Source organism: Streptomyces sp. YIM 98790, from assembly GCF_011421595.1.
Lineage (GTDB): Bacteria > Actinomycetota > Actinomycetes > Streptomycetales > Streptomycetaceae > Streptomyces.
In genome coordinates, this window is sequence record NZ_WTLH01000023.1 from 17,576 (window position 1) to 36,736 (window position 19,161).

The 19,161-nt window shown below is 73.7% G+C and carries 14 protein-coding genes and 1 pseudogene; 6 read left to right on the forward strand and 9 right to left on the reverse strand.

What is annotated here, in order from left to right; all coding sequences use genetic code 11:
- Positions 1–81: 81 nt before the first annotated feature.
- From GQS09_RS06640 to miaB, 7 genes are all read right to left on the reverse strand, one after another.
- On the reverse strand, positions 82–1,590 hold the full coding sequence (locus GQS09_RS06640) for a M1 family metallopeptidase (protein WP_165985053.1): 1,509 nt from the start codon (positions 1,588–1,590) through the stop codon (positions 82–84).
- 112 nt (positions 1,591–1,702) lie between these two features.
- The gene (locus GQS09_RS06645) at positions 1,703–3,916 is read right to left on the reverse strand and encodes a bifunctional (p)ppGpp synthetase/guanosine-3',5'-bis(diphosphate) 3'-pyrophosphohydrolase (RefSeq protein ID WP_165985054.1); all 2,214 of its coding nucleotides are present in this window, start codon (positions 3,914–3,916) and stop codon (positions 1,703–1,705) included.
- Between the two features lie 274 nt (positions 3,917–4,190).
- Positions 4,191–5,069: a diaminopimelate epimerase gene (gene dapF, locus GQS09_RS06650; protein WP_313896020.1), complete on the reverse strand. Its 879-nt coding sequence runs from the start codon at positions 5,067–5,069 to the stop codon at positions 4,191–4,193.
- Positions 5,070–5,213: 144 nt separating this feature from the next.
- Positions 5,214–5,738 (reverse strand): hypothetical protein, encoded by a 525-nt coding sequence (locus GQS09_RS06655; RefSeq protein WP_165985074.1) that lies wholly within the window; start codon positions 5,736–5,738, stop codon positions 5,214–5,216.
- Between the two features lie 108 nt (positions 5,739–5,846).
- Positions 5,847–6,803, reverse strand: a complete 957-nt coding sequence (gene miaA / locus GQS09_RS06660; RefSeq protein WP_165985055.1) for a tRNA (adenosine(37)-N6)-dimethylallyltransferase MiaA — start codon at positions 6,801–6,803, stop codon at positions 5,847–5,849.
- A 70-nt stretch (positions 6,804–6,873) separates the two neighbouring features.
- Positions 6,874–7,599: a class III extradiol dioxygenase subunit B-like domain-containing protein gene (locus tag GQS09_RS06665; protein WP_165985056.1), complete on the reverse strand. Its 726-nt coding sequence runs from the start codon at positions 7,597–7,599 to the stop codon at positions 6,874–6,876.
- Positions 7,600–7,742: 143 nt separating this feature from the next.
- Positions 7,743–9,269 carry a tRNA (N6-isopentenyl adenosine(37)-C2)-methylthiotransferase MiaB gene (gene miaB, locus GQS09_RS06670; RefSeq protein WP_207957535.1) on the reverse strand — a complete coding sequence of 509 codons (1,527 nt, stop codon included), beginning with the start codon at positions 9,267–9,269 and terminating at the stop codon, positions 7,743–7,745.
- 181 nt (positions 9,270–9,450) lie between these two features.
- On the opposite strand from miaB, the gene GQS09_RS06675 reads away from it, so the two are divergent.
- Positions 9,451–10,476, forward strand: coding sequence for a TAXI family TRAP transporter solute-binding subunit (locus tag GQS09_RS06675; RefSeq protein ID WP_313896019.1), 1,026 nt, complete (start codon positions 9,451–9,453; stop codon positions 10,474–10,476).
- A gap of 302 nt (positions 10,477–10,778) precedes the next feature.
- On the opposite strand, the pseudogene GQS09_RS06680 reads toward GQS09_RS06675, so the two are convergent.
- Both GQS09_RS06680 and GQS09_RS06685 read right to left on the reverse strand, forming a co-directional pair.
- Positions 10,779–12,188 (reverse strand): annotated as a pseudogene (locus GQS09_RS06680) (sensor histidine kinase); the annotation flags it as partial.
- 14 nt (positions 12,189–12,202) lie between these two features.
- Positions 12,203–12,916, reverse strand: coding sequence for a response regulator transcription factor (locus GQS09_RS06685; protein ID WP_165985060.1), 714 nt, complete (start codon positions 12,914–12,916; stop codon positions 12,203–12,205).
- A 339-nt stretch (positions 12,917–13,255) separates the two neighbouring features.
- Here GQS09_RS06685 and GQS09_RS06690 point away from each other — a divergent pair, with 339 nt between their 5' ends.
- The 5 genes from GQS09_RS06690 to GQS09_RS30295 all read left to right on the forward strand — a co-directional run bounded on the left by GQS09_RS06690 (position 13,256) and on the right by GQS09_RS30295 (position 18,321).
- A complete protein-coding gene (locus GQS09_RS06690; RefSeq protein ID WP_165985061.1) occupies positions 13,256–14,044 on the forward strand; it encodes an amino acid ABC transporter ATP-binding protein in 789 nt (262 codons plus the stop codon).
- Between the two features lie 78 nt (positions 14,045–14,122).
- On the forward strand, positions 14,123–14,968 hold the full coding sequence (locus tag GQS09_RS06695) for a glutamate ABC transporter substrate-binding protein (RefSeq protein ID WP_165985062.1): 846 nt from the start codon (positions 14,123–14,125) through the stop codon (positions 14,966–14,968).
- Positions 14,969–15,043: 75 nt separating this feature from the next.
- Positions 15,044–15,721, forward strand: a complete 678-nt coding sequence (locus GQS09_RS06700; protein WP_165985063.1) for an amino acid ABC transporter permease — start codon at positions 15,044–15,046, stop codon at positions 15,719–15,721.
- Positions 15,718–16,668: an amino acid ABC transporter permease gene (locus GQS09_RS06705; protein WP_165985064.1), complete on the forward strand. Its 951-nt coding sequence runs from the start codon at positions 15,718–15,720 to the stop codon at positions 16,666–16,668. Before GQS09_RS06700 ends, GQS09_RS06705 begins: the two co-directional genes overlap by 4 nt.
- A 114-nt stretch (positions 16,669–16,782) precedes the next feature.
- Entirely contained in the window at positions 16,783–18,321 is a 1,539-nt protein-coding gene (locus GQS09_RS30295) for an FAD-dependent monooxygenase (RefSeq protein ID WP_165985065.1), read from the forward strand.
- Positions 18,322–19,161: the final 840 nt, after the last annotated feature.

The window sequence follows — 19,161 nt, forward strand, 5'->3', positions numbered from 1 at the left end:
CCGGGACATTCCCGTACGGCCCGTACCGGGCCGGCGGCCGCCGGAAACCGGGCTCCATAGTGGCACGGCGGTCCCCGGCCGTCATGCGGTTTCTCCGCCGCCGGGCGGGACGGGCCGCCAGCCGGGGTGGCCCGGCATGGCCGGGGTGCGCTCGCCGTACAGCCAGTCGGTGAGAAAGCCGCTCAGCTCCCGGCCGGAGACCTGCTCGGCCAGCGCGACGAAATCCGCGGTGGTGGCGTTGCCGTCCCGGTGCCGGGCCACCCACAGGCGCTGGAGCCGCTCGAAGGCGGCGGCACCGATCCGCTGCCGCAGCGCGTAGAGGGCGACCGCGCCGCCGTCGTAGACCACCGGGTGGAAGATTTCCGGGTGCCCCTCCCCCTCGGGGCCGTGCGGTGCCGCGACCGGGCCGGCCTGGGCCCGCCAGACGTCCGAGCGCTCGTAGGCGGCGCGGACCCGCTCCTCCAGGGCCGGGCCGCCGTTCTCGGCCGCCCAGGTCCACTCGTACCAGGTGGCGTGCGACTCGTTCAGCCACAGGTCGCTCCACTCGGCGGGGGTGACGCTGTTGCCGAACCACTGGTGGGCCAGCTCGTGCACCATGACCTCCTCGCGCTGCCAGTCCGGGACCCGTCCCTGCCCGGCGAGGAAGAGGAAACGCGGGAAGAGGGAGAGGGTCTGGGTCTCCAGGGCGAAGGGGAAAACGGCGTCCGCGACCAGCACCCCGTAGTGGCTGAACGGGTAGTCGCCGAGACGCTCCTCCAGCCACCGCAGATGGCCGGGGGTGCGGGCCAGCCAGGGCTCCAGCGCCTCCCGGTCGGCCCGCGGCACCACGTCGCGCAGCGCGACCGGGGACGCGGCGTCGCGGTGCACCACCGCCAGGTCGCCGAGCGCGATCTGCACCAGCTCCGGGGCCATGGCGTGCCGGGTCCGGTAGCTCCAGGTCACGGTTCCGGCGTCGCCGGGGCCGGAGTGGGAGCCGGGGCCGGGCACCCGGCCGACGGGAATGCCGTTGGCGACCGCGGTCACCCCCTCGGGAACGCTGATCCGGAAGCTGAACAGCGCCTTGTCGGAGGGATGGTCATTGGCCGGGAACACCCGGTGTGCCGCATCCGGCTGCGCCGCGGTGACCAGGCCGTCCGCGGTGCGGATCCAGGCGGTGTGCTCGGCCCCGGTGGGGCTGGTGTGCTCCACCGTGACCTGGAAGGTCCGGCCGGCCGCGGGCGGCACCGCCGGGTCGATGACCAGGTCCTCCTCGGCGGTGGCGAATCCGGCGGCCGCGCCGTCCACGGTCACCGACCGCACCTGCCCGGCGGAGAAGTCCAGGTTGAAGCGGGGCAGAGCGGTCTCCGCCCTGGCCACCAGCGTGGTCCGGCCGGCCAGCGGCCGGGCGGGGTCGCCGTCGTAGGCCAGCTCCAGGTGGTAGCTGAGCACGTCATAGCCGGGATTGCCGAGGTGCGGGAAGAGGCGGTCGCCGACGCCGGCCGCCGCGGGCGCCGGAAGCCGGGCCGCGGTCAGCGTGACCGCGGCGGCGACGGCCGCGGCGGCCGCCAGGGCACGGCGGCGGCGGGAGGACCGGGGAACAGAGGTGATCATGGCCCATCGGTATCAGCGACCCGGCCCCGCGGGCCGCCGAAACCCTCCCGTCCCACCCGATCAGGTGGCCGGTGCCGCCGGCCCGGCCACGTCCCGTACCGGCCGGGCGGCGTCAGGCGGCGGTGGTGCGCAGGGCCCGGGTGACGTCGTAGACGCCGGGCACCCGGCGCATGGCACGCATCACCTGCGGCAGGCCGCTGGCATCGGCCAGCCGGACCGTGTAGGTGTGCCGGACACGCTGCTCGCGCGGTGGCTCGACCTCCGCCTGGAGCACGTCCGCGCCGTTCTCGGCCAGCACCTCGGCCAGGTCGGCCAGCAGATGCGGCCGGCCCAGTGCCTCCGCGCAGAGCGTCACCCGGCAGCCCGCGGTGGCCGAGCGCCAGCGGACCCGGACGGCGTCCCGCCCGGCGGCCCTCATCTCCCCGGCGGCGGCGCATCCGCTGCGGTGCACGGTGACGGTGCCGCCGCGCACCGCGAACGCGGTGATCTCGTCCGGCGGCACCGGGGTACAGCAGCGGGCCAGCCGCACCTGGGCGTCCGGAACACCGGCGACCAGCACCGGGACGGACTCCCCCGCCGCGGCGGGACGGGCCCGTCCGGCCGGCCCGGCCACGGACCCGGCGCCGGACCCGGCCACCGGGACCGGGGCGGCAGCCCGGGCGGGCCCCTCGGCAGGGGGCAGCGGCCCGGGCACCACCGTGCCCTCCTCGGACCCGCCCAGCCAGCGGCGGATGGCGATCCGCGCGGCCGGCGTGCGGGCGTGCTCCAGCCACTCCGGCGCGGGGCCCGAGGTGCCCTCCGGGGCCAGGATCAGACGCACGGTGTCGCCGTCCCGCAGCCGGGTGTGCAGGGGCAGCAGACGCCCGTTGACCAGGGCGCCGATGCAGGCGTGGGCGGCCCGGCCGTGCCGGGCGTAGGCGGCGTCCACGCAGCTGGCCCCGGCCGGCAGCGGAAGCGGCCGCTGCTCCCCGGCGTGCTCCGCCACGACCGTGATCTCCCGGTCCTCGGCGAGCTCGCCCCGCAGCTCGGTCCAGAAGGTGTCCGGGTCGGGGGCCTGCCGCTGCCACTCCAGCAGCCGGGACAGCCAGCCGGGGCGGGTCGGGTCGGCGCGCTCGGAATCCTCGCCGGCCGGGCCGCCGCCGGCGGCGGCCGGGCCCGCGCCCTCGCCGCCCTCGGCGGTGCCGGAGAGCGGATCGCCCAGCGCGATCACCCCGGTCTCGGCCACCCGGTGCATGCGGTGGGTGCGGATCAGCACCTCGGTGACCGCCCCCGAGCCGTCGGCCAGCGCGGTGTGCAGCGACTGGTACAGGTTGAACTTGGGGGCGGCGATGAAGTCCTTGAACTCCGAGACCACCGGGGTGAAGCAGGTGTGCAGCTCGCCCAGGGCGGCGTAGCAGTCGGCGTTCTCCGGCACCCGGATCAGCAGCCGGGCGTAGTCGTGCGGGCCGAGCCGGCCGTCGCGCTTGAGGGCGTTGCGGTGCACCGACACCACGTGCCGGGGCCGGATCGCCACCTCGGCGGCGATGCCCGCCTCCCGCAGCACGGTGCGGACCGCGTCCGCGACCGGGGCGAGCGGCTCGCCCTGTGCCCGGTGGCCGCGCATCAGCTCCAGGGCCCGGGCGTGCTCCTCGGGGTGCAGCACCTTGAAGACCAGGTCCTCCAGCTCGGTCTTGACCGCCTGCACGCCCAGCCGTTCGGCCAGCGGGATCAGCACGTCCCTGGTCACCCGGGCGATCCGGGCCTGTTTCTCGGGCCGCATCACGCCCAGGGTGCGCATGTTGTGCACCCGGTCGGCGAGCTTGATGGAGAGCACCCGGACATCGCTGCCGGCCGCCACCAGCATCTTGCGGAAGGTCTCCGGCTCCGCGGCGGCGCCGTAGTCCACCTTCTCCAGCTTGGTGACACCGTCCACCAGATGGGCCACCTCGGGGCCGAACTGCTCCCGTACCTGGTCGAGCGTCACCTCGGTGTCCTCCACGGTGTCGTGGAGCAGCGAGGCGGTGAGGGTGGTGGTCTCGGCGCCCAGCTCGGCCAGGATGAGCGTGACGGCCACCGGGTGGGTGATGTACGGCTCGCCGCTCTTGCGCATCTGCCCGCGGTGGGCCGACTCGGCCAGCACATAGGCGTGCCGGAGCGGGCCGAGGTCGGCATCGGGGTGGTGCTGGCGGTGGGCGCGGCCGATGTGCTCCACGGCATCGGGCAGCGCGCCGCGCAGCGGGCCGGAGAGCAGAGCGGCCCGTCCGGCCCGGATGAGCCGCCCGACGTCGATGCGGTTGCCCCGCCAGCGACGGGGCATGGTCGAGCCGGTCGCCTCTGCGCTGCTCATGGACACCTCCGCGGCCTGTCGGATGACCGGGCTCTGCAGGAGCTCAAGGAGGCGGCGGCGGGTGGCCTGGGTCAGGGGCCGTCGTCCGCGCGTCCCACACGCTGTAATCTCCCCGTAGTGGCGCCGGTGCTTGATGGTACCGAGCCCACCACGGGCCATTGGACGGGGGCCGCCCGGATCCGGCTGCTTCACCCGTTCGAGGGACGTTTGTCCGCGGCGAAGTGGCCGAAACCCGCCGGTGGGGTGGCCGGTCGGACGGTGGGCGTGATCCGGTTCAGTCCGGCAGGCCGAGCCAGGCCGGATCCAGGATGCCCTCCGCCACGATGACCGCCGGTCCGGTCATCTCGACGGAGCCGTCGGGGTGTTCGGTGATCTCCAGCCGGCCGCCGGGCACGTCCACGGTGTAGTGCACGGGGGTGCCGTCCACGGCCGGGTCGCGTCCGTCCCGGCGGGCGGCGGCCACCATGGCGGCGCAGGCCCCGGTGCCGCAGGAGCGGGTCTCTCCGGAGCCGCGCTCGTGCACCCGCAGGGCGATGTGGCCGGGGCCGCGGTCGGTGACGAACTCCACATTGGTGCCGTGCGGGTAGGCGGCGGCCGGGGTGACGGCCGGGGGCTCCCGCAGCGCGCCCGCCTCGGCCAGGTCGGCGACGAAGGCCACCGCGTGCGGATTGCCCATGTCGACATGGCGGGCCGGCCAGCTCCGGTCGCCCACGGCCACGGTGACCGACTCGCCGGGCCCGGAGGGCAGCCGGGCCGCGCCCATGGCCACCGTCACCGCGCCGTCCCCGCCGTCGCCGGTGAACCGGACGTGGCGGATGCCGGCCCGGGTGCCGATCGGCACCTCGCCGCGCCCGGGGCCGATCAGCGCGGCCCGCTGCAGGTAGCGGGCGAACACCCGGACGCCGTTGCCGCACATCTCGGCGACGGAGCCGTCCGCGTTGCGGTAGTCCATGAACCACTCGGCCTCGGCGGCCAGCGCCCGGCCCTCCGGAACGGCGTCGCAGCGCACCACCCGCAGCAGGCCGTCACCGCCCAGCCCGGCCCGCCGGTCGCACAGCCGGGCCACGGTGGCGGCGGACAGCTCCAGCCGGCCCAGCGGATCGGGCAGGATGACGAAGTCGTTCTCGGTGCCGTGCCCCTTGAGGAAGGGCACCGGCTGGCTCGGCGCCCGGCGGTCGCGGTCCTGCTGTACGTCCTGCTGTGCGGTGGTCACACCCCCGATCGTACGGCGCTGCGGCGGCGGTGCCCGCCCTCCCCCGGGCGCGCGCCGGCCGGGGGCCGCCGGTCCGGGGACTCCTCAGCGCAGTGCGGCGACCCGCCACACGGCGAACACCAGGAACACCACCACGGCCAGCGCGTACAGGGCCAGCAGCCGCCAGTCGGGGCGGCGGCCGGAGCCGCGCGGCGGCAGCCCGGGCAGGGTGTAGCCGACCCGGCGGGCGGCGATCAGGCCCCAGCCGGCCGCGCTGGAACCGATCAGCAGGCCGAGCATGGCCACCACGGCGCCGGTCTCGTCGAAGGCGAAGGCCAGCGGGAAGGCGAACATCAGCGAGCCGAGCAGGCTCAGCAGCAGGATGGGGGCGAGCTGGATCAGCCGCAGACGGCGCGGCGGACGCAGCTCGGCATAGGACTCGGCGGGCTCCTCCGGCTCACCGCCGCCCGGCTGCCCGGGCTGCGGGCCGGAGGCCGCGGAATCCGCGGGGACGTCGAAGATCTCCGCGGCGACGCCCGGTGCGGCGTCCGTCGCCACCGGCAGATCGCCCCGGCGGTGTGCCGGGGGTCTTCCCGTGCGGCCATCGTTCTCCCGAGGGCCGGCTTCCATCGCCACGCGCCCTCCCAGCGTACGGCTCAAACAGCAGCAGCAAGCTTGATGATGGCACGTCCGGGCTGGGCAACCACGCGCCTGAGGCGTTCCTATGCCATCACGTGATCAGGATGTGACCGCCCGTTCGACCAGCGCCCATGCGTGTTCCGGAAGCCGGTCACGGCCGGCCTCGCCGCCGTCCAGCCAGTGCACCCGCGGGTCGCGGCGGAACCAGGTCTCCTGACGGCGGGCGAACCGGCGGGTGGCGCGTACGGTTTCCGCACGTGCCTCGGCCTCGGTGCACTCCCCGGCCAGCGCGGCGAGCACCTGCTGGTAGCCCAGTGCGCGGGAGGCCGTGCGGCCCTCGCGCAGGCCCCGGGCCTCCAGCGCCCGCACCTCCGCCACCAGTCCGTCCCGCCACATCCGGTCCACCCGGGCGGCGATCCGCGCGTCGAGTTCGGGGCGGTCCACGGCCACCCCGATCTGCAGCGTCCGGTAGACGGACTGCTCCTCACCGGGACCGGGGAGGTTGGCGGTGAAGGGCCGTCCGGTGATCTCGATGACCTCCAGCGCGCGCACGATCCGGCGGCCGTTGCTGGGCAGGATCGCGGCGGCGGCACGGGGGTCGGCGGCGGCCAGGCGGGAGTGCAGGGCGCCGCTGCCGTGGCGGGCCAGCTCGCCCTCCAGGCGGGCGCGGACCCCCGGGTCGGTGCCGGGGAAGCGCAGCGCGTCCACGGCACCGCGGAGGTAGAGGCCGGAGCCGCCGACCAGGACGGGGATGCGGCCCCGGTCGAGCAGCCGGTCGATCTCGGCGCGGGCCAGCCGCTGGTACTCGGCGACGCTGGCGGTGACCGTGACGTCCCAGATGCCGAGCAGCCGGTGCGGCACGCCCCGCCGCTCGGCCTCGGTGAGCTTGGCGGTGCCGATGTCCATGCCGCGGTAGAGCTGCATGGAGTCGGCGTTGATCACCTCGCTGCCGAGCCTGCGGGCGAGATCGACCCCGAGGTCGGACTTGCCCGCGGCGGTGGCCCCCACCACGGCGATCACCTGCGGGCCGGACGGAGGCGACGAGAAGGAGGTCACCCCCGCATCCTCCCAGACCCCCGCACGCGGCCACCGCGGCCACCGCGGGACCGGGGTGCTCGTGGAGTGCTCAGCGGGCGGTCCAGAGAGCGGTGAAGTAGGCGACGCCGTAGGGGGCACCGTGCCAGAGCAGGCGGGCGTCCATCCGGGAGCTGCCGGCCGCACCGGACAGCACCTGCCACGCCGGGCGGCCGGCCGCGCCCAGTTCGGCGGCCAGGGCCGGGTCCAGCCCGGCGAGCGCGGCGGTGTCGGCCCCGGCCAGCGCCCGGGCCACCGCGTCGTCGAAGGGGATGGCGCGTTCGTCCAGGTAGCCCGGGGCCTTGCGGTCGCGGCAGACGCTGCCGTCGCCCATCACCAGCAGGGCGACACGCTCGGCCGCGGCGGCCAGCAGGCGGCCTTCGTCGGCGCAGCGGTCCGGCTCCATGGCCGGGCCCACGGCCAGGCCGGTCACCGGAGCCGCCGTCCAGCCCGCCTCGGCGAGCAGCCAGGCGCCGACGGTGAGGGAGAGGGGCAGGCGGCCGCCGTCGTCCGGGCGGGCCGGGTCGGGGGTGCCGAGGGTGACCTCCAGGGGCAGGCCGTAGCCGTGGAAGCCGCCGCGGGTGCCGGCCGGGTGGACGGCGGGGCCGTCGGTGCCGTCCGGGCCGACCACCACGACAAGGGCGGGCCGGGCGGCGGCCAGGGCGGCGACGGCCTCCCGGCAGGCGGCCCGCGCCCCGTCCAGTTCGGCGGCGGCGTCCCCGGCGACGGCGGGCACCAGCAGCGGCGGGCAGGGACAGACGGCGGCGGCGACCAGCATGATCACCACCCTAGACCGGGCGGTCCCGCGCGGCAGCGGCGGCCGGGCGCACTTCTGCCGGGGCTCGCGCCCGCTCCGGCCCGCAGCCCCGGCAGCGGTGCGGGCGGAGCCGCCCGGACGCGCCCCGCGTCGCCGTGCCGTGGTCAGTGCAGGCTGCATCCTCCGGCCGGCTCCGGCCGGACTGCCGGGGCGCCGACCGTGGGCATGCCCAGCATCACGCCCCCGGCCCCGCCCTGCTGCCGCTCCGCCGCCTGCCGCAGCTCCCAGGCGTCCCCGGAGCGGGTGCGCCGCACGCCCAGTGCCGGGCCCTCGGCCAGCAGGTGGTGCGGGGCGGCGTAGCTGATCTCGACGGTCACCAGGTCGCCGGGGCGCGGCGGGGCCGCCTCACGGCTCCCGCTCCCGCCACCGGCCGGGACCGGGTTGAAGTGCACCAGGCGGTTGTCGGGCGCCCGCCCGGACATCCGCCGGGTGGCGTCGTCCTTGCGGCCCTCGCCCTCGGCGACCATCAGCTCCAGCCGCCGGCCGACCTGCTTCTTGTTCTCCGCCCAGGAGATCTCCTCCTGGAGGGCGACCAGCCGCTCGTACCGCTCCTGGACGACCGCCTTGGGGATCTGGCCCTCCATCCCGGCGGCCGGGGTGCCGGGCCGCTTGGAGTACTGGAAGGTGAACGCCTGGGCGAACCGAGCCTCCCGCACCACGTGCAGGGTCTGCTCGAAGTCCTCCTCGGTCTCGCCGGGGAAGCCCACGATGATGTCGGTGGAGATCGCGGCGTCCGGGATGGCGGCACGCACCTTCTCGATGATGCCCAGGTACCGCTCCTGCCGGTAGGAGCGGCGCATGGCGCGCAGCACCCGGTCCGAGCCGGACTGGAGCGGCATGTGCAGCTGGGGCATCACGTTCGGCGTCCCGGCCATGGCCTCGATCACGTCGTCGGTGAAGTCGCGCGGGTGCGGGGAGGTGAAGCGGACCCGCTCCAGCCCCTCGATGCCGCCGCAGGCGCGCAGCAGCGCGGAGAACGCCTGCCGGTCGCCGATGTCGGAGCCGTAGGCGTTGACGTTCTGCCCGAGGAGGGTGATTTCGCTGACGCCCTCGGCGACCAGCGCCTCGATCTCGGCCAGGATGTCCCCGGGCCGGCGGTCCTTCTCCTTGCCGCGCAGCGCGGGCACGATGCAGAAGGTGCAGGTGTTGTTGCAGCCGACCGAGATGGAGACCCAGGCCGCGTAGGCGCTCTCCCGCCGGGTGGGCAGGGTGGAGGGGAAGGCCTCCAGCGATTCGGCGATCTCCACCTGGGCCTCTTCCCGCACCCGGGCGCGCTCCAGCAGCACCGGCAGTCTGCCGATGTTGTGGGTGCCGAAGACCACGTCGACCCAGGGGGCGCGGCGGACGATGGTGTCGCGGTCCTTCTGCGCCAGGCAGCCGCCGACCGCGATCTGCATGCCGGGCCGGGCGGCCTTCCTGGGCGCGAGCTGGCCGAGGTTGCCGTAGAGGCGGTTGTCGGCGTTCTCCCGGACGGCGCAGGTGTTGAACACGACCACGTCCGCCAGGTCGGAGTCGCGGGGGGCGCGCACATAGCCGGCGGCCTCCAGCAGCCCGGACATCCGCTCGCTGTCGTGCACGTTCATCTGACAGCCGAAGGTCTTCACCAGGTACGTACGCGCGCCGTCCGACATGCCAGAACTCATCCAAACCCATCCGCGGGGCGGCGCTGCCGCGCCGCCGTCTGCCCGGTCGTCTTCCCGCCCGCCCGGCCGTCCCCGGCCGGGGCGAGGCCGGTTCCCCAGTCTAAGGGCCCGCACTGTCAGCACTCATGCCGCTTTCCGGGAGCGGGCCGGGGGCGGCACACTGTGGCGGGTGAACATCCGTCTGTCCCCGCCGGCCCGTGCCCGCCGCCCGCAGCCGCCCACCCGGCGCCGGCTGCTCGGCTGGGGCGCGGCCGGGGCGGGCGCGCTGGCGGGGGCGGCGTGGTGGAGGACCGCGGCCGACCACGGTCCGGGGCCGCGCGGGCGGCTCACCATGAGCACCGGGGTGCCCAGCGGGGTCTATGTGCGCTACGGACAGCTGCTCCAGGCCCAGCTCGCCCGGGAGCTGCCCGGCATGGAAGTGGTGCTGCTGCCCAGCGAGGGCTCGCTGCAGAACATCCAGCGGCTGGTGTCCGGCGAGGCCGACATCACCATCGCCACCGCGGACTCGCTGGTGACCTACCAGCTCGGCGGGGGCCCGGAGTCGGGCCGGCTGCGCGCCCTGGCCCGGCTCTACGACGACTACATGCAGCTCGTGGTGCCCGCCGGCTCGCCGGTCGAGTCGGCCGCCGGGCTGGCCGGGCTGCGGGTCGGCGTCGGCCAGGACGGCTCCGGAGTGCAGCTGGTGGCCCGGCAGATGCTCTCGGCGGCCGGGCTGGACATGGAGGAGGACCTGCGGCCGGTGCGGGAGGGCATCCACACCATGCCGCGGCTGCTGGAGAACAACCGGCTGGACGCCTTCTTCTGGTCCGGCGGGCTGCCCACCTCGGCGGTGGAGAAGCTGTCGCTGCGGATGGACATCCGGCTGGTGCCGCTGGGCGAGCTGCTGTCCGGGCTGCACGTGCTGGGGCAGGAGGGCGCGCACTACCGGGCGGCGGTGGTGCCCGCGGACGTGTATCCGGACATCCGCACCGGCGGCGCGGTGGACACCATCGCGGTGGCCAATCTGCTGGTGGCCATGGAGTCGCTGGACGGGCAGCTCACCGAGCACGTCACCCGGGCGGTGATCAGCGGACGGGACCGGATCGCCGAGGAGGTGCACGCGGCGCAGCGGGTGGATCTGCGCACCGCCGTCTACACCCGGCCGCTGGAGCTGCACGAGGGCGCCGTGCGCTACTACCGCTCGGTCAAGTCCTGAACCTCCGGGCCCCGCTCCCCGCCGCCCCGCTGTGCGCCGCCCTGCCCGGGGACGGCGGCGGGCGGCGGGTCCGCCCGCCGGGGCCGGGGCACGGGGCGCCACCGCGGCCGGCGTCCGCTGCGGTGCCCGGTGGCCGCCCCGGTGCCCGCCCGTGTGTCCGTGCCCCTTTCCGTGGCCCTTTCCCTGCCCCTGTCCGTGGCCCCGACCGATGCCCTGTCCGGGTCCGTGTCCGCCGGGGAGGCGGCCAGCGACGCGGCCAGCACCTCGGCACGCGGCCGGTCCGGGCCGGGTGCCGAGCTGCCGGGTGCGGTGCGCGGCACGGAAACGGTGACCGCCAGGCCGCGCGGCCGGTGGTGGGCGTAGTCCAGCCGTCCGCCGCCGGCCGCGAGCAGCGCGCCGACGATGGACAGCCCCAGGCCGGAGCCGGAGACGTTCTGGTGGCGTCCGCTGCGCCAGAACCGGTCGCCGATCCGGGCCAGTTCCTCGTCGGTCAGGCCCGGGCCGTTGTCGGCGACGGTGACCCTGGTCCACTCGCCCTCGGCCGCGACGGTCACGGTCACCCGGCCCTCGCCGTCGTCCTCGGTGAACTTCAGGGCGTTGTCGATCAGGGCGTCCAGGGCGCTGGAGGTGGCGACCGGGTCCGCCCAGCCGGTGAGCGCGCCGGGCCCGGCGGCCCGCAGGTCGATGGACCGGCGCAGCGCGACCGGCCGCCAGGCCGCGATGCGCTCGGCGACCAGCCCGGCGATGTCGGTGATCCGCGGGTCGGCCGGGCTGTGCTCGGCCAGTGCCAGGTCCAGCAGCCCGTCCAGCACCTGGGCCAGCCGCCGGCCCTCGGCCCGCACCGACTCGTACTCCTCATGCCCCTCGGGCAGCTCCAGGCCGAGCAGCTCGATCCGCAGCAGCAGCGCGGCCAGCGGGTTGCGCAGCTGGTGCGAGGCGTCCGCCACGAAGGCCCGCTGTTGTTCCAGCACCTCCTCCACGTGGTCGGCCATCTCGTTGAACGAGCGGGCCAGGCGGCGCAGCTCGGGCGGGCCGCCGGCGGCGGCGACCCGGGAGTTGAGCCGCCCGGTGGAAATGGCGTGCGCGGTGCGGTCCAGCACCCGGACCGGGCGCAGCACCCAGCGGGTCATGCCGTGTGCGGCGGCCAGTGCGAGCAGCATGGCGGCGGCCTCGGCGGCGGCCACCGGCATCCAGCCGCGCAGCACCCGGGAACGCATCGGCCCGGTGGGCGAGTCGGTGAGCACCACGGCGACCACGTCGCCGTCCCTTATCACCGGGGAGGCGACGACCAGCCGGGCGCCGGCGTCCCAGGGCCATATCTGGCCGGGGCCGTGGCTGCGGCGGCCGGCCAGGGCCTCGGCGAAGGCGCTGTCGAAGGCCCCGGCGTGGGCGCTGTCCGGGGTCATCCGCCAGTCGGCGGGGGCCTGCGCGATGGCCAGGCCGTTGCGGTCGAAGACGCCGGCCCGGATGCCGTAGAGGTCGTAGTAGCGGTTCAGCTCGTCCTGGAGCTGGGTGAGCGCGCCGCCGACCGGCTGGTCGCCGGGCACCGCGGCGAACTGGGCGAGGGAGGCGAAGCGGCTGGTGTCGTCGATCCGGTCCACCACCACCCGCTGCTGTTCCCGGGCCGCCTGGCTGGCGGCCAGCGGCACGCCGAGCGCCAGCAGCAGGCCCGCGAGCAGCACGGTCAGCAGCAGGAGAAGCCGGGAGCGCATGCCGGGCGGGCCGCTCAGGCGCCGGGGAGGACGAGCCGGTAGCCGACGCCGCGCACCGTCTCCACCAGCTCGGGCCGGCGGAGCTTGGCGCGCAGCGAGGCGATGTGCACCTCCAGGGTGCGGCCGGTGCCCTCCCAGCTGGTCTGCCACACATCGCTGATGATCTGCTCGCGGCGGTAGACCACGCCGGGGCGCTGGGCGAGCAGGGCCAGCAGGTCGAACTCCTTGCGGGTGAGCGCCACGGGCTCACCGCCGACGGTGACCTGGCGGCCGGGCAGGTCGACGGTGAGCGGGCCGGCCCGCAGCACGCTGCCGGTCTCCCGGGAGCCGCTGTCGGTGCCGGGGGCGGATTCGGCGTCGCCGCTCTCGCTGCCGGTGCGGCGGCTGACCGCGTGGATGCGGGCCAGCAGTTCGCCCATGTCGTAGGGCTTGACCACGTAGTCGTCCGCGCCCAGATTGAGTCCGTGGATACGGGAGCGCACGTCGGCGCGGGCGGTCACCATGATGACGGGGGTGCCGCTGAGCCGGCGGATGCGTCCGCAGACCTCGAAGCCGTCCACGTCGGGCAGGCCGAGGTCGAGCAGGACCACGCCGAAGGTGTCGGTGCGCAGGATGTCCAGCGCCTCCTCGCCGCCCCTGGCGTGCCGCACCTCGAAGCCGTGCCGGCCGAGGACGGCGATCAGCGCCGCGGCGACATGGTTGTCGTCCTCGACGAGCAGCAGTCGCACCGTGCCTCCCTTCCCGCGCTTCCGGACGGCGTCGCCCCCCGCCGGGGCTGTGCCGGGCCCTCGCCGCGTCCCTCGCGGCGGCCCGCACCGGGGCCCTCCCCGGGTGCTTCCCGGCATTCCTACCCGAGGATGGACGCCGATGGCACCAGGATGCGTCAAGAGAACCAGGACCCGGGGTGCCTTTCGTTATGCACCCGGTACCGCAGGTGACAGCCGCTCACGGTGTGCGGCGGTGCGATTCCTTTTCGTGATGCTCAATTTCCGCTCAGATCTGCTGACGCACTCGGGGCCGCTGGCTAGGGTCCCTGGAATCGACGAGGACGGAGCGAGACCAGACCGATGAGCGACGACGTATCGCTGACCAAGGACCCCGCGGACGCGCCGCCGCTGGCGGAGGACCTGGTCGTCCTGCGGGACGTGAACAAGCACTTCGGTGCGCTCCATGTGCTCCAGGACATCAATCTCACGATCCGCCGCGGCGAGGTCGTGGTGGTGATCGGCCCCTCCGGCTCCGGCAAGTCGACGCTGTGCCGCACCATCAACCGCCTGGAGACCATCGACTCGGGCACCATCAGCATCGACGGCAGGGCACTGCCCGCGGAGGGGCGGGAGCTGGCCAGGCTGCGTGCCGATGTGGGCATGGTGTTCCAGTCGTTCAACCTTTTCGCGCACAAGACGGTGCTGCAGAACGTCACCCTGGGCCAGATCAAGGTGCGGCGGCGCGGGCGGGCCGAGGCCGAGGCGAACGCGCGGGCGCTGCTGGACCGGGTCGGGGTGGCGAACCAGGCCGACAAGTATCCGGCGCAGCTCTCCGGCGGGCAGCAGCAGCGAGTGGCCATCGCCCGGGCGCTGGCCATGGAACCCAAGGTGATGCTCTTCGACGAGCCCACCTCGGCGCTGGACCCGGAGATGATCAACGAAGTCCTGGAGGTCATGCAGCAGCTGGCCCGCGAGGGGATGACCATGGTGGTGGTCACCCACGAGATGGGGTTCGCGCGCTCGGCCGCCGACCGGGTGGTCTTCATGGCGGACGGCCGCATCGTCGAACAGGCCGAGCCGCACCAGTTCTTCGACAACCCCCGCAGCGACCGGGCGAAGGACTTCCTGTCCAAGATCCTGCACCACTGAGCTTTGTCCCGGATGCGGACCGCCCTCCGGACACATCCCCTACGCACCCCTTACCACCAACCCTAGGGAAGACGCATCATGAAGATCCGCAAGGCAAGTGTTCTCGCCGCCACCGCTCTCGCCCTCACCCTCACCGCAACCGCGTGTGGCTCCGACGATGACAACGGCGGGGGCAATGGCGGCGGCAACGGGGGTGGTGGCGACAAGATCACCATCGGCATCAAGATCGACCAGCCGGGCCTGGGCCTGCAGACACCAGACGGCGGCTACGAGGGCTTCGACGTGGACGTCGCCCGCTATGTCGCGGCCGAACTCGGCTACGAGGAGAGCGACATCGAGTTCAAGGAGTCGCCGTCCGCCGAGCGCGAGAACATGCTGGTCAACGGCGATGTCGACATGATCTTCGCGACCTACTCCATCACCGAGGAGCGCGCCGAGCGGGTGGACTTCGCGGGCCCGTACTTCATCGCCCACCAGGACCTGTTGATCCGTGCCGATGACGAAGTCACGGACGTGGAGCAGATCAACGAGATGACCCTGTGCTCGGTGACCGGCTCCACTTCCGCACAGAACGTCCGCGACGACTTCGCCCCGGACGCCGGGCTCCAGGAGTTCGGCGGCTACTCCGAGTGCCTGACCGGTCTGGAGAGCGAAGCCGTGGACGCCCTGACCACCGATGACGTGATTCTCGCGGGTTACGCGGCGCAGGACGAGCACGCCGGCAAGTTCAAGCTGGCCGGTCTGAACCTGAGCGACGAGCGCTACGGAGTCGGCCTGCCCAAGGGATCGGACCTGCGGGACGAGGTCAACGCCGCACTGCAGAAGATGATCGACGAGGGCGCGTGGCAGGAGGCTGTGGAGAAGCACTTCGGCCCGGCGGGCTACGAGGCCGAGGAGGCCCCGGAGATCACCGAGACCAACTGAGCCTTCCGGGCGTGGCGCACCGCCCGGACGGGTGGTGCGCCATTCCCTCCCTCCGACCCCCTGACGAGAGACGACGTGTTCGATTTCCTCGATCTTGAGCGATACGACCTGCTCGGCGCCTTCTGGGTGACGGTGCAGCTCACTTTCTGGTCCGCTGTCGGCTCGCTGATCTGGGGCACGATCCTGGCGGCGATGCGGGTGGCGCCGGCCCCGGTGCTGCGCGGCTTCGCCACCGGCTATGTGAACATCGTGCGCAACACGCCGCTTACCGTGATCATCGTTGCCTGCTCCATCGGGCTCTACCAGACGCTGGGCGTGACCCTGAGCGGCGGTCCCAAGCCCGAGGACATCAACTTCCGGCTGGCCATCCTCGGCTTCATCGCCTACACCTCCGCCTTTGTCTGCGAGGCACTGCGCTCGGGTGTCAACACGGTCCCCCTGGGACAGGCGGAGGCTGCCCGCGCGCTGGGCCTGAACTTCGGCCAGGTGCTGGGCCTGGTGGTGCTGCCGCAGTCGTTCCGCGCCGTGGTAGGTCCGCTGGCCAGCGTACTGATCGCGCTCACCAAGAACACCACGGTCGCCGCGGCGATCGGGGTGCACGAGGCGGCGTGGTTGATGAAGGCCATGATCGAGAACGAGGCGGACGCGTTGTTCCTGGTCTTCGCCGTGTTCGCCTTCGGGTTCGTCGCCCTAACCCTTCCCACGGGTCTGCTGCTGGGCCTGGTGAGCAAGCGAGTGGGAGTCAGCCGATGAGCGGTTCCGTACTGTACGACGCCCCCGGCCCGCAGGCCCGGCTGCGCAACCTGCTCTACAGCCTGGGCTTTATCGTGGTGGCCGCCCTGGTCGCATGGTGGGTGGTGCGCGGGCTGAGCGACAAGAACCAGCTCGACTGGAACAAGTGGAGCCCGTTCTTCACCGACAGCCGGGTGTGGACCACCTATCTGCTGCCCGGACTGGTGAACACCTTGAAGGCCGCCGCGCTGGCCATGGCGCTGGCGTTGCCGCTGGGTGCGGCTCTGGGTATCGCCCGGCTGTCGGAGCACGCATGGCTGCGCTGGGCCGCGGGCACGGTGGTGGAGTTCTTCCGCGCCATCCCAGTGCTGATGCTGATGGCCTTCGCCAGCGCCTTCTACGCCGTGTACACCGAGATCAGCTCCGATTTGCGTCCGCTGTACGCGGTCGTGACCGGCCTGGTGCTGTACAACGCGTCGGTGCTGGCCGAGGTGTTCCGTGCCGGGATTCTGGCCCTGCCACAAGGACAGACCGATGCCGCCAAGGCCATCGGCATGCGCAAGAGCCAGACCATGCTCAGTGTGCTGCTGCCGCAGTCGGTCACCGCGATGCTCCCGGCGATCGTCAGCCAGCTGGTGGTCATCGTGAAGGACACCGCACTCGGCGGCGCCCTGCTCGGCTACGCGGAGCTGATCTCCAAAACCCGGCCCATCTACGGCAATTACGGGGCCAATGTGATCGCCACCCTGACCGTGATCGCGGCCGTCTTCATCGTGCTCAATTTCCTGCTCACCAGCTTCGCCGGCTGGTTGGAGCGCCGGCTGCGGCGGGCCCGGAGGCGCGGCGGCACCGTGCTGGCCGCTGCCATGGACGAGCAGATCGAAGGTCCGGGCCAGCCGGTTCCGGCCGCCTCGGCCCTTCGGCAGGAACCGGAGGACGAGCAACACCGCGAACCGCGGGGCCCGTAGGCGGCCGACGGGCCGGGAAGTAGTCCGGCGGCCCACGCGTGCTGCACGGTGCCGCTGGTCGACGTATGTCTGCACCGACTTGACGGGCCAACAGCCGCTGGGTTGCATACTCCTGTGCAGCCCGTGATCATCGCCGGCGCGGGCCCGACCGGGCTCGCGCTGGCGCTCGCCCTCGCCCGTCACACCGTGCCCGTGCTGCTGCTGGACGGCACCGCCGGCACGGAGGGCGAGGCGGCGGACCGGCGTCCGGCCCGCAGCTGTGTGCTGCCCCCGGACACCTCGCACTGGGCCCGGCCGCCCGCGGTCCGCCGGCAGGCCCTGGCCTGGTCCGGCTGGCGCACCACTCACCGCGGCAAAACGGTCCAGCACAGCCGGTTCCCGGCCGACGCCGCCCCGCTGCATCTGCCGCAGGACGCGCTGGAGGCGGGGCTGCGGGACGCGGTGCGGCGCACCGGGCTGGTGGAGATCGCCCGGGCGTGCCGGATCACCGGGCTGGAGCAGGACGACAAGGGCGTCACGGCACAGCTGACCGGCGACCGGGAGCGGCGCGGCAGTTATCTGGTGGGCTGCGACGGGGCCCGCTCCACGGTGCGCAAGCTGCTTCAGGTGCCGTTTCCGGGGCGGACCGCAGTGGAGCGCTATGCGGTGGCCGTGGTGCGGACGGCGCTGCTGTGGCCGGGCGCGGAACCGGACGAGGGGGCGCTGCACCGGGCGCTGCCCGGGCCGGGCCGCACCCTGGAGGTGCTGGCCCGGCCGCTGAGCGGAATGCAGTGGCGGCTGGACTGGCCGATGCCGCCGGACGGCGAGCTGGTCACCCCGCAGGCCCTGCTGGAGGCGCTGCACCGCACCCTGGCCGCCTGGCACGAGGGAGAGGTCCCGCCCTACGAGCTGCTGGACACCGGGGTGCACCAGTGCCACCAGCGGCTGGCCCGCCGCTGGCGGCGCGGCCGGGTCTTCCTGGCCGGGGACGCCGCCCATCTGCTGGGCGCCCTGGGCACCCAGCAGATCGCCGAGTGCCTGCGGGACGTGGACAACCTGGCCTGGAAGCTGGCCGTGGCCTGCCACCAGGATGATGCCGGGGAGCTGCTGGACAGCTACGAGCGGGAACGCCGCTCGGCGGTGGGTACCCGGCTGCGGGCCGTGGACCAGGCACTGCCGCTGGTGCGGGGGCGCGGCGGCGACCGGCAGACGGTGCGCGGCCGGGGCCGGCTGGCCCTGCTCACCGACGCCCATCTGGGCCTGGGCACCCTGGGCGGACCGGGCAGTTACCCGGTACCGGGCGGCGACCACCGCCATGCCCGGACGCCGGCCACAGCCCCGGGCTCACCGGCCGCCGATGTGCCGGTGACGGCGCTGGACGGCACCCGCGCCACGCTGCGCGAGCTGCTGGGCGGTCCGCTGCTGGCGGTGCTCACCGCACCGGGCTCCCGGGTGTGGGACGCCAAGCACTGGCTGTCCGCCGGGCTGATCCCGGAGCTGGCCGAAGCGCTGCGGAGCGTGCCGCTGCCGGCCGAGCTGCTGGTGACCGAGGAGTATCCGGGCGCGGGCGCGCACACCCTGCTGCTGGTCCGGCCGGACGGCCGGCTGGCCGCCGCTCTCCCCGCCCCCGACACCCCCGCGCTCCGCCACACCATCACCGCCCTGCTCGCCTGAGGGGTTGGCCGATCACCGGTGATCCGGAACGCGGACGACTTCGTCAGTCTCGTCTCGGGCACACTGGCGCTGAGACGGCAGCACTGCTTCCCGAAGTGGTCAGGTCTCTCCACCGTCGGCCTGCGGCTGTCGGAGGAGAGAAGGCTGCTCTGTCTGAGGCTCGGCGATGCGGCGGCAGGCGTGCGACGACTTCGGCGTGGTTGCTGCTGATGCCGGGTTTTGGCCGGTATCGACACGGTTCTGGCGCCGCCAGGTGTCGATCGTCCGGCCACTGTTCCCCAGGCGCTGGGCGACCTTGCGGCCAGACTCGATGAGGACGAGGACCTTGCGACGAATTCGAGCGGGAAGCTGCAGGGCATGTGGATCTTCTCCGGACGCTGGATGACTGATCGCCCAGCAACCCGGACTGCGCCGAATCCGCGGCACATCACGGACTCCACAAGACTCAGTACAGTTCGCTGGACCGCTTGTTGGAACGGCCTGCCCCACCCCGGCGCCTCATCCCGCGCGTCGCCGGGGTTTTCGCAGCGTCCGCAGGGCCGTGGCCCGTCCGGCAGTCGCACGGAACTCTCCCGATCTGGCCCCGGACGGCCCCCGGCCTGAAGAACAAGCACCGGGCCAGACACCATGACGTCGACAAAACAGCCAAACGCGGCGAATCGCTCAGGGAACATCGAGGCCACCGACGTTGAACGCCAAGCCCAGACCCTCCGCCTGAGGCTGGAAAAGATTCTGCGATGCCTTCTTGCGCATTACGTGCAACCGGAATTGGAATCAATTCTTCCGGTTTCTCGAGATGCATTTGTCGCCCATCACCCCTTTCTTCACCCTTTGATGGAG